The sequence below is a fragment of the Fluviicola sp. genome, assembly GCF_030151805.1.
Classification (GTDB): domain Bacteria; phylum Bacteroidota; class Bacteroidia; order Flavobacteriales_D; family Crocinitomicaceae; genus Fluviicola.
The window spans coordinates 1-10,051 of record NZ_JASLCN010000293.1 but is presented as its reverse complement, the minus strand read 5'-3'; the positions used below and the strand labels follow the sequence as shown (position 1 = coordinate 10,051).

7 protein-coding genes and 1 pseudogene are annotated in these 10,051 nt (G+C 41.1%); 5 read left to right on the top strand and 3 right to left on the bottom strand.

Annotation, left to right across the window (positions count from 1 at the left end; translation table 11 throughout):
• Positions 1-249 precede the first annotated feature (249 nt).
• Positions 250-1,590 carry a hypothetical protein gene (locus Q1V93_RS11345; RefSeq protein ID WP_300664775.1) on the top strand — a complete coding sequence of 447 codons (1,341 nt, stop codon included), beginning with the start codon at positions 250-252 and terminating at the stop codon, positions 1,588-1,590.
• A gap of 25 nt (positions 1,591-1,615) precedes the next feature.
• Positions 1,616-3,883: a TonB-dependent receptor plug domain-containing protein gene (locus tag Q1V93_RS11340; RefSeq protein WP_300664773.1), complete on the top strand. Its 2,268-nt coding sequence runs from the start codon at positions 1,616-1,618 to the stop codon at positions 3,881-3,883.
• A gap of 275 nt (positions 3,884-4,158) precedes the next feature.
• Here Q1V93_RS11340 and Q1V93_RS11335 read toward each other — a convergent pair whose 3' ends face one another.
• From Q1V93_RS11335 to Q1V93_RS11325, 3 genes are all read right to left on the bottom strand, one after another.
• A complete protein-coding gene (locus Q1V93_RS11335; protein ID WP_300664771.1) occupies positions 4,159-5,478 on the bottom strand; it encodes an MFS transporter in 1,320 nt (439 codons plus the stop codon).
• A 354-nt stretch (positions 5,479-5,832) separates the two neighbouring features.
• Complete coding sequence (locus Q1V93_RS11330; protein ID WP_300664769.1) at positions 5,833-6,699, bottom strand: substrate-binding domain-containing protein; 867 nt, start codon at positions 6,697-6,699, stop codon at positions 5,833-5,835.
• A complete protein-coding gene (locus Q1V93_RS11325) occupies positions 6,696-8,483 on the bottom strand; it encodes an ABC transporter ATP-binding protein (protein WP_300664767.1) in 1,788 nt (595 codons plus the stop codon). Before Q1V93_RS11325 ends, Q1V93_RS11330 begins: the two co-directional genes overlap by 4 nt.
• 167 nt (positions 8,484-8,650) lie before the next feature.
• Between Q1V93_RS11325 and upp the strand changes: the two genes are divergently transcribed.
• The 3 genes and pseudogenes from upp to Q1V93_RS11310 form a co-directional block, all read left to right on the top strand.
• Complete coding sequence (gene upp, locus Q1V93_RS11320; protein ID WP_300664765.1) at positions 8,651-9,298, top strand: uracil phosphoribosyltransferase; 648 nt, start codon at positions 8,651-8,653, stop codon at positions 9,296-9,298.
• Between the two features lie 11 nt (positions 9,299-9,309).
• Positions 9,310-9,780: a hypothetical protein gene (locus Q1V93_RS11315; protein ID WP_300664763.1), complete on the top strand. Its 471-nt coding sequence runs from the start codon at positions 9,310-9,312 to the stop codon at positions 9,778-9,780.
• Positions 9,780-10,051 (top strand): annotated as a pseudogene (locus Q1V93_RS11310) (HAD family hydrolase); the annotation flags it as partial. The gene Q1V93_RS11315 and the pseudogene Q1V93_RS11310, both read left to right, overlap by 1 nt.

Below are 10,051 nucleotides of genomic sequence, written 5' to 3'. Positions count from 1 at the left end.
TGATTGTACCTAATTCTAACATTAGAAAGAGATATTGTACACCACTATTGCCTATTGCCTAATTCACTATTACCTGATCAAACTTTCCTTCTTGATAATTGATAATTTCCTCATTAATAATTCCTCTAATTCACCTCCCGATTTCTATCGGGACGTAATTCGTCATTTTTTCCACCTTTCAAAAATCCAAAACCTGCTCCCAAACGTATCTGATTCAGTTCTTGCTAACGATATCAAACACTACACGTTATGAAAAAAAATAATTACACTTTTGATGCAATTTGTATTGCCGTTTTTCTGATTGCAACTTCCATTATTTCTTCCTGTGGTTCACCCAAAGAAGAGCATGAAACAATGGTTGCAGTAAAACAAGGTTTTCAGATTCCACCTTTGTTGGAGCGCGAAAAAAACTTGTCATATGACGAATTTTTGAAGATTAAGGAAAAATTCAACAAGCTTTCTTTCGAAGCTGAAATCGAGAAAACAAAAATTGAAAGCCTCATCAAACTTTCCGAAATTTACATCTACGAAGCGCGCGTCACGGGCGAACATCCTTACTACTATAATGCCGCATTGCTCACCCTGAATGAAACCTTGAAGGATACAAGTAAAATGACTCCGGATCAACGTTTCACGGCACTTTTCTATAAATCAACCGTGCAATTGTCGCAACACAAATTCAACGAGGCTTTGGTTACGGGGAAACAAGCGCTGGCTTTGAATAATACCAATTCCGGAATTTACGGAGTATTGGTGGATGCGAATGTGGAGATCGGAAACTACGAAGAAGCCGTTAAGAATTGCGATAAAATGATTTCCATCCGGCCGGATTTGCGTTCATACAGCCGGATTTCTTACCTACGCGAAATTTATGGTGACATGAAAGGAAGCATCAAATCCATGGAACAGGCCATTGAAGCCGGAGCGCCTTATTCGGAATACAAATGCTGGACAATCGTGACGATGGGAAAAATGCTGGAGAATCACAATCAGTTGGATTCAGCCATGGCGTATTACCAGTTCTCAGCAAAAGAAAGAGCAAATTATCCGTTCGGAATTGCCGGAATGGCAAGTGTTGAAGGAAAATTGGGGAATTACAAAAAAGCAGATTCCTTGTATGCGGTTGCTTTAAATGCAGTTCCCGAAATCAGCTTCATCATGGACCAGGCTAAATTGTATCAAAAACAAGGAAAGCAGGATGAGGTGAAACGATTGATTCCCAAAATCGAATCCATGTTCCAGGAAGACATTGAATCCGGACACAACGTGAATATGGAATACGCTTTCTTCTTGCTGGATTTCAAAAAAGACTACAAACGCGCACTGGAACTTGGGTTGAAAGAATACAAGCTGCGTCCGAATAACATTGATGTAAACCGCTTACTGGCCTTTGCTTATTATGCAAACGGAGATCTGAAGAATGCAGAAAAACACGTTGAAATTGCGATGAAAACAAAGAAGCAGGATGCAGAATTGTATTGCATTGCCGGTTTGATCACGAATAATGCAAAACAAATTAAAAAAGCATTCGCAATTGACCCGTACCAGGACCACTTGTTTGTTGATCGTGCGAAAAAGATGATTTCCTGATTCGAACCGTTTTAAACTTTACAGGATGAAAAAGATTGACTTCTTTGCCTTAACCGGCAAGCGATTGACACTTTTGTTTGTCATTCTTCTGCTCTCAAATCGGGGTTTCTCGCATGGAATCAACGGAATTGTAATCGACCAGCAATCCCAGGGGATTCAAAGTGCGAAAATAAGCCTGCTGGGAACTGCGAAATATGCTGTGACCAATGGTTTGGGAGAATTTGTTTTGACAGATATTCATTTGGGAGATTCGATTTCAATTGAGAGTCAGGGGTACAAGAAACGGGTGTTTTTAATCGACAGTGAAACGTATTTTGAAAAAAACGCACTCTTTCAATTATTTGATAATACCACCGAACTGAGCGAGGTAAAAGTGACCGGAAACAAAACGCAGTTAACGCAAACGGCGAATATCAACCTGACCTTGCAACCCGTTCGTTCGGCGCAGGAATTGCTGACATTGGTTCCGGGGTTATTTGTTGCCCAACATGCCGGCGGGGGGAAGGCAGAGCAATTGTTTCTCCGCGGATTTGATATTGATCACGGAACGGATGTGGCGCTTTCAGTGGATGGAATGCCGGTGAACATGGTTTCTCATGCGCATGGTCAGGGATATGCCGATTTTCATTTCGTGATTCCGGAAACAGTCGATAAAATCAACTTTGAAAAAGGCCCTTACGATGTCACGAAAGGCAATTTAGCGACTGCAGGTTCGGTTGATTTTCAAACGCGCGAACAATTGGCAAAAAGCTTTGTCTCGGGAGAATACGGAATGTTTCATCACAAAAAGATTACCGCCGGAGTCAAAATCCTTGAAAACCAGAAAAACAACGCTTATTTCGTGGCAGATTATCTTCAAACAGACAATTATTTCGATTCACCGCAGGATTTCAAACGAATCAATTTGTATGGAAAATATACCGGGATCATTTCTCCGAATTTCAAGATCTCCGTTTCGGCTTCGACCTTTGAAAGCAGTTGGAACGCTTCCGGACAGATTCCTGAAAGAGCGGTTGCAAATCACACGATTTCCCGGTTTGGAGCCATCGACAATACGGAAGGTGGAAATACTTCCAGAACGAATGTACAATTGGGAGTGATTCAAAAAATCAATGCTTCCTCTTCTTTGAAAAGCGACTTTTTTATGTCGGTCTACGATTTCTCACTCTTTTCGAACTTCACTTTCTTCCTGGAAGATTCGGTCAATGGAGATCAGATTCATCAATACGAAAAACGGAAAATTTACGGCGGAAAAACCGAGTACAAAAAAACGATAACGCTAAAAGAAGATGTGCTTTTCAGTTTTACAGGCGGTGGTGGATTTCGCTACGACGATATCAACAACATTGGGCTGGCTCAAACCACGGGGCGCGTTTTTCTGCGAAACCAGGTTCAGCTGGGAAATATCAATGAAACCAATTTGTTTGCATACGCTTCCGGTAAGCTGGAAATCAAACGCTTTGTGATCAATGCTGCTTTGCGGGCGGATAATGTGAATTTTTACTACAATAACCTGAAAGACAGTGTTTATCAACCAAAAAGCTTGTCTCAAACAGTACTTTTGCCCAAATTGACCTTCTTGTACAATGCTACGGACCAGGTTCAGTTGTATCTGAAATCGGGAATCGGTTATCATTCCAATGATGCGCGCGTTTTGCTTTCATCGGATAATTTGAACAAGAAAGCCTTGCCGCTTGCTTTGGGAACAGATTTGGGAACTACCTGGAAGATTACAAAGAATTTGTTATTTAACGGCGCGCTGTGGTATTTGCTTTCGGAGCAGGAATTTGTATACGTCGGAGATGCAGGAATCGTAGAGCCAAGCGGTCGTTCTCAGCGTTTGGGATTTGACGCCGGGTTAACCTTTCAGCCTTACAAATGGTTGTTTTTGTATTCGAACCTGAATTATTCCCATGCGCGTTCGGTGAGTGAACCGAAAGGTCAGAATTATATTCCGCTGGCTCCCGTTTTCACTTCCGACGGAAAAGTACAGGTGAACTTCAAAAAAGGCATTTTTGCCACACTTTCTTACCGCTATATGGGAGACCGTGCTGCAAATGAAGATCGAAGCGTAGTGGCAAAAGGATATTTCGTGAATGATTTCACTTTGGGGTATCAGCGCAAATCATTTGTTATAACAGCAATTGTAAACAACCTGTTCAATGTGCAATGGAACGAAACGCAGTTTTTAACCGAATCCCGCTTGAAAGACGAATCTCAACCCGTATCAGAAATTCATTTCACACCGGGCACTCCATTTAATTGCAGGCTACAGGTGAAATTTATGTTTTAAAGGAAAAGAATATCCAGAAATACAAATAGACATCCCGCAGTGGCGGGACAAGTTGTGTCTATTAGCCCAGTGGGAATAAGCCTTTCAGAGTATTTTTTCAGGAGTTTGAGTATCGGTTTGAAAAGGATGTTACAACGTCGGTTCTGACAAAACCACCGAACAAGGCAAAAGAATGGTTGAATTGGTAGCTGAAAATAAAAAGCTGAAGTAGCTTTAAACAGTTCTTATAAAAGACTAATCTACCTGGTTTTCTGGTGATATTCTAAAAAAATGAATCACTCCAAATCTGTTTTTTCAGGTTTCAAATCCTGATTGATTTGTGATGTCTTTTTAGTATCCTTCATGGTCAGGTAAACCAGCAATGAAACCGCGATACATCCTGTAATATACCAATAAAAATAAGATTCATACCCTGCTTCTTTGAACCAAAGTGCTACATATTCCGCTGTCCCGCCAAAGAGTGCAACTGTAAGCGCGTAAGGCAGTCCAACTCCGAGTGCACGAACTTCTGCCGGGAACAGTTCCGCTTTTACAATGGCGTTAATACTGGTATAACCACTCACGATAATTAATCCTGCCATTAGCAGGAAAAATGCTGTCCAAACGGATTGAGTGTTGCTGAGTGCTGTCAATAATGGAACGGTAAAAATGGTTCCTAAAACACCAAAACCGATCAATAAAGGTTTTCTTCCTATTTTATCTGAAAGCGCGCCGAAAGCCGGTTGAAGAATAATGAAAATAAGGAGTGTAATGAATGAAAGAAGCGTAGACAAATCGTTACTTAAATGAACCGTATTGACCAGGAATTTCTGCATGTAAGTTGTGTATGTGTAGAAAGCAAGTGTTCCTCCAAGGGTTAAACCAACAACTGTAAGTACAGCTTTTGGATGCTGTAACAATGCTTTGATCGTTCCTTTCTTTTCTGATTTCATTTCTTTTTGCGCTTCAAAAGCTTCGGTTTCATGCAGATTTCTGCGGAGATACAAAGCGATAACAGCCAAAAAGGCGCCGATCACAAAGGGAATTCTCCAGCCCCAATCATGCAATTGTTCCTCTGTTAAAATCAATTTTTGCAAAATCAATTGAATTCCAAGCGCGATTAATTGTCCGCCAACTAAGGTTACATATTGAAAACTGGAATAAAATCCGCGCCTGTTTTCGGTAGCCATTTCACTTAGATAAGTAGCTGAGACACCATATTCTCCACCAACACTCAGCCCTTGAAGAAGGCGGGCAATTAAAAGCAGAATAGGAGCAAATACGCCGATTGAATGATAGGTTGGTGTTAAGGCAATTAACAGAGATCCAAGCGACATCAAAAGAACAGATAAAGTCATAGCTCGTTTACGCCCGATTTTGTCTGCAATCCCACCGAACATCCAGCCTCCGATTGGCCGCATCAAAAATCCAACGGCAAATATTCCTGCAGTATTCAATAATTGAGCTGTTGCGTCTTGTTCGGGAAAAAAAGCTCCGGAAAAGTAAAGGGAGAATGCGGAATAAGCATACCAATCATACCATTCCACGAGATTTCCAATGGATCCACCGATGATTGCCTTTAAGCGTTGACCAGATATTTTTTCGTGTTGTTTCATGCCTTGTTGTTTGTAAATGTACTTTGAGTATTTGAAACAGAGATTTCTTAGGAGTAATTTGATAGATCAATTGATACTTTAAAGCATCAAACAGTTTAGAAAAGCATGTTTGAATGAGTAATCAATTTAGACTTCGTAAAAACGATATGAAGCAAAAAAGTAGTGCTCCAAATGACAAATAGACATGTGTCTATTAGCTCAGTGGGGATAAGCCTTCCGGAAGATTTTTTGTTCTCCGGATCAGGTACTTGTTTTTTGATTGAAACGGGTAAAAAACAGAACAAAAAAATCCGCCAATTTGACGGATTCAATATATAATTATCTGACTTTTCGAATAAAATCTCTTAACGGAATTTACACAAACAACTTGCTTTTCCAGTCTTCAGCTTCTTCTTCCGAAAGTAAATTCAGTTTTTTCAGGTAATGGGTCGTCTTTTCAAAAGCAAGCGGATACTCCGTTCCTTTGTAATTCCAATCCGTTTCGGACAACCAGCGTTTCACCTGATCCAAAGGCAGATTGTAGCGCCAGGAAATCATTTTTGCCGAATCCGGGTGATTTTTGACTTCTTCTGCTTTTTGGTTGACGATCTCACACATCTGTTTCAATAAATCGCCATGTTTTTCAGCAACTTCGGAACGCACCGCAATCACAAAACAAGGCCATGGTGTTACCACATCTCCTACATAATCGCATTTTCCCTGCTCAACAAAAGGAGAAGTGGTGTATTTTTCCCATAAAAATGCCTGAGCTTCATTGTGTTCAAGTGCCCACAATCCGCCGTAAACATCTCCGATAACGTTGAATTTCAGATTATCCAGGCTCCAGTCGTACTGATCAGCCATGACGTAAGCCATCAAATGAGAACCTGATCCGTATCTCGAAATTGCGAACGTTTGGTTCTCGACGTCTTCCGGTTTTTTGATTTCTCCTTTATTCGGTACGTGAATTCCCCAGCTTAACGGAGATACAACGTATACTTCCAATATTTTTGCATCCAATCCCTGGAGAATGGATTTGGTGATTCCTTCTGTAAGCAAAACAGCGATATCAATCGATCCTGTTTCCAGCCCGCGGATCATTTGTCCTGTTCCGCCACTCATGTCCGACCAATGAAGGTCCAATCCGATTTCCTGGAATTTCCCTTCTTCAATTGCCAGTCTCCACGGTAAATTAAAATGTTCCGGAACACCACCGATTTTTAATCCTAATGCGTTTGTCATTTCTTTGTAAATTGCATGGAATGTAGTTTTTTGTACAATCCATCTTTGCGTAATAATTCTTCGTGTGAACCCATTTCCTGGATTTCACCCTTGTCTAAAACAATAATCTTGTTTGCTGCTTGTATAGTGGATAACCGGTGTGCGATAACGATGGAAGTTCTTCCTTTTGTAAGTTGTTCTGTTGCTTGTTGAATCATAATTTCCGATTCATTGTCAACACTGGAAGTGGCTTCGTCGAGGATTAGAATGTGCGGATTGTAAACATACGCACGAATGAATGCCAGTAATTGTCTTTGTCCGACAGAAAGAACTCCTCCGCGCTCTCCAACCTGATAATCATATCCGTTCGGTAATTTTTCAATGAAAGTGTCGGCGCCCACGGCTTTTGCTGCTGCAATGACTTCTTCGCGGGTAATTGCTTCGTTCCCAAGCGTAATGTTATTGTGAATCGTGTCGGAAAACAGAAACACATCCTGAAGCACAATGGCAATATTCTTTCGCAGCGTGTCCATGTGAATTTCACGCAGTTCAACCTCTCCGATGTGAATGCTTCCTTTCTGATATTCGTAAAAACGGCTCAACAGGTTCACAATCGAAGTTTTCCCCGCTCCGGTCGCACCAACAAATGCCACCGTTTCTTTAGGCTGAATCGTCAGGTTAATGTCTTTCAGAACCCAGTCTTTTTCTTCCGAATTCAGATCTTCATCCTTATAACTAAAGTAAACATGTTCGAATTTCAATGGTTGTTCGAAATCACATTCCGTAATATTTCCTGATTCCTGAACGTGTTCATCCGTATCCAGCAATTCAAATACTTTGTCAGCACGTACAATTCCGCGCTGTAGAATGTTGAATTTATCTGCCAGCATGCGGATCGGACGGAACAACATCTGAATCCAAAGCGTAAAACTGAATACCGTTCCGAACAATTTGACATCCGAAGCATTTTGCCCGGTAATGGAAAAAGCTGCCCAAACGATGAGTAAAGACATCGACAAAGAACTCAGGAATTCGACAACCGGGAAGAAAATGGAAAAGGCCCAAACGGCATTTACGTGTGCCTGGCGATGCGTTTTATTGGCTTCCTGGAATGCGGCGTATTCCATTTTTTCTCTTCCGAAGATTTGAACGATATTCATTCCTGTCAGGCGTTCCTGCACAAATGAATTCAACCGGTGAACAGCAGTTCCTTCCTGCTGAAAACTTCTTCGCATGGCTTTCGCAAAAACGCGTGTTGCAAAAATCAGGATCGGAATCGGAATCAGGGCAAGCAGGGACAATTCCCAGTTGCTGGTAAACATCAGAACCAACACAACGATCAGCATCAGAAGATCGCCCAGGATATCAATCAATCCCGACGAAAAGACCTCCGAAATGGCTTCGATATCCGATACAACGCGGGTTACCAAACCCCCAACCGGCGAACGGTCGAAAAACTTCATCCGGAATGTGGACAAATGATTGAAAACTTTCACGCGAATATCCCGAATCACTGATTGCGCCATCAGATTTGAGAAATACGAACTCAAAAATTGAAGTAGCGCTTCAAACAGGAGAATTCCGGCAACGATGAGTGTCCATTGGATAAACAATTGCTGACTGCGGGTTGCTTCGTCAACAACGTATTTTTGAACCATGTTTCCAATGATCATCGGGCGCAAAGGACCAATTACGGAAAGTAAAACAGTACATAAAAAAGCCAGGATCAGAAGCCCCATATAAGGTTTTGCAAACTTTAATAAGCGTCTGAAAATTCTGAAATCAATTTTGCTTTGTTTGGCCATGTTGCAAAATTACATCTAAGGATTGGTTTAGTACTTATTTTTAACTGCTAAAATTCATTAACAAAACGCATTTTTATTTCCTTTGTTTGCTTTTATTCATTTTCTTTGTGGATAAGCAAAAAAGCCTTTCACAGGGGCGTGAAAGTTACCTCCAATATTCAAAGACTATGGTTTATAATTTAGGTCAGTCCACCTCCATTTTTAACACCTTTTTGGGTGAGTTAAGAGATTGTACAATACAAACCGATCCGATGCGTTTCAGACGTAATTTGGAGCGGGTTGCAGAGGTCTTGGCTTATGAAGTGAGTAAACAGTTGGAATATGAAACGGAATTGGTAACGACTCCTTTGGGCGAAGCAGAAGTTCCGCGTTTGAAACAACAACCTGTTTTAGCAACTATTTTGCGCGCGGGTTTACCGATGCATCAGGGTTTGCTGAATTATTTCGATCGTGCGGAAAGCGCTTTTGTTTCAGCTTACAGAAAGCATACGACGGCGGAAGATTTTGATATTCATGTAGAATACCTGGCTTCACCTTCTATCGACGGAAAAACCCTGATTATCTCAGATCCGATGCTGGCAACCGGAAGTTCGATGGTGATGGTTTATAAAGCCTTGCTAAAACAAGGAAAACCGGCTAAAATACATATCGTATCTGCAATCGCTGCTCCGGAAGCTATTGAGTTCGTTAAAAAGCATCTTCCCGATACCATTAGTATTTGGGTTGGGGCGATTGATAAAGAGTTAACTGCTCAGTCTTACATTGTTCCCGGATTGGGCGATGCAGGAGATTTGGCTTATGGAGTAAAATGTTAAGAACTTAAAATATGCAGTGGCATTTCTATTTTACACTTTTTGGTTTGTCAATGATCAAATTCATGTTTGCGCCTTTTGCGGGTCCGGAAATGAAACTGAACTTTATTGAAACCTATCTTGCCTGTATATCGGGAGCTTTTCTGGCCGCTTTAATATTTTATTTCTCCAGTGAGTATTTCATGATTCGTGCACACAAAAAAAGACAAGCCGAATTGCATAAATCCATCACGAACGGAACGCCGCTCAAGCTCAAACGAAAATTCACCCGATTCAATAAACTGATTGTAAAACTGAAACATCGTTTCGGAATTTACGGAATCGCATTTTATGCTCCTTTGTTTTTATCCGTTCCGGTTGGATCAATCGTTACGGCGAAGTTCTACGGAAAGGATAAACGGACATTCCCGCTCATTTTGCTGGGAATCTGTATGAACGGAGCAATCACAACCGGCCTGGCATATGGTTTAAAAGAATTATTTTAATGAAAGTACGTCAGTTATTTTTTGATTTGGACAGAACCCTGTGGGATTTTGAAACCAACTCGCGCTTTGCCCTTCAGTATTTGTATGATGATTTGAAATTGGGAGATACCATTGATCATTTCATGCATTTTCACCACACGTATATCCGCATCAATGCCGATTTATGGAATCAGTATGGAAACGGAAAGCTTACCAAAGAAGAATTACGCGACAACCGCTTCAAAAAAGCGTTGGAACATCATGGAATTCACGATGATGACCTGGCGAAAAA

Excerpts from the sequence above, each read along its gene's own strand:
- Q1V93_RS11335 (WP_300664771.1), bottom strand. The coding sequence starts at position 5,478 with ATGAAACAACACGAAAAAATATCTGGTCAACGCTTAAAGGCAATCATC.
- upp (WP_300664765.1), top strand. The coding sequence starts at position 8,651 with ATGGTTTATAATTTAGGTCAGTCCACCTCCATTTTTAACACCTTTTTG.
- Q1V93_RS11345 (WP_300664775.1), top strand. The coding sequence starts at position 250 with ATGAAAAAAAATAATTACACTTTTGATGCAATTTGTATTGCCGTTTTT.
- Q1V93_RS11325 (WP_300664767.1), bottom strand. The coding sequence starts at position 8,483 with ATGGCCAAACAAAGCAAAATTGATTTCAGAATTTTCAGACGCTTATTA.
- Q1V93_RS11315 (WP_300664763.1), top strand. The coding sequence starts at position 9,310 with ATGCAGTGGCATTTCTATTTTACACTTTTTGGTTTGTCAATGATCAAA.
- Q1V93_RS11330 (WP_300664769.1), bottom strand. The coding sequence starts at position 6,699 with ATGACAAACGCATTAGGATTAAAAATCGGTGGTGTTCCGGAACATTTT.
- Q1V93_RS11340 (WP_300664773.1), top strand. The coding sequence starts at position 1,616 with ATGAAAAAGATTGACTTCTTTGCCTTAACCGGCAAGCGATTGACACTT.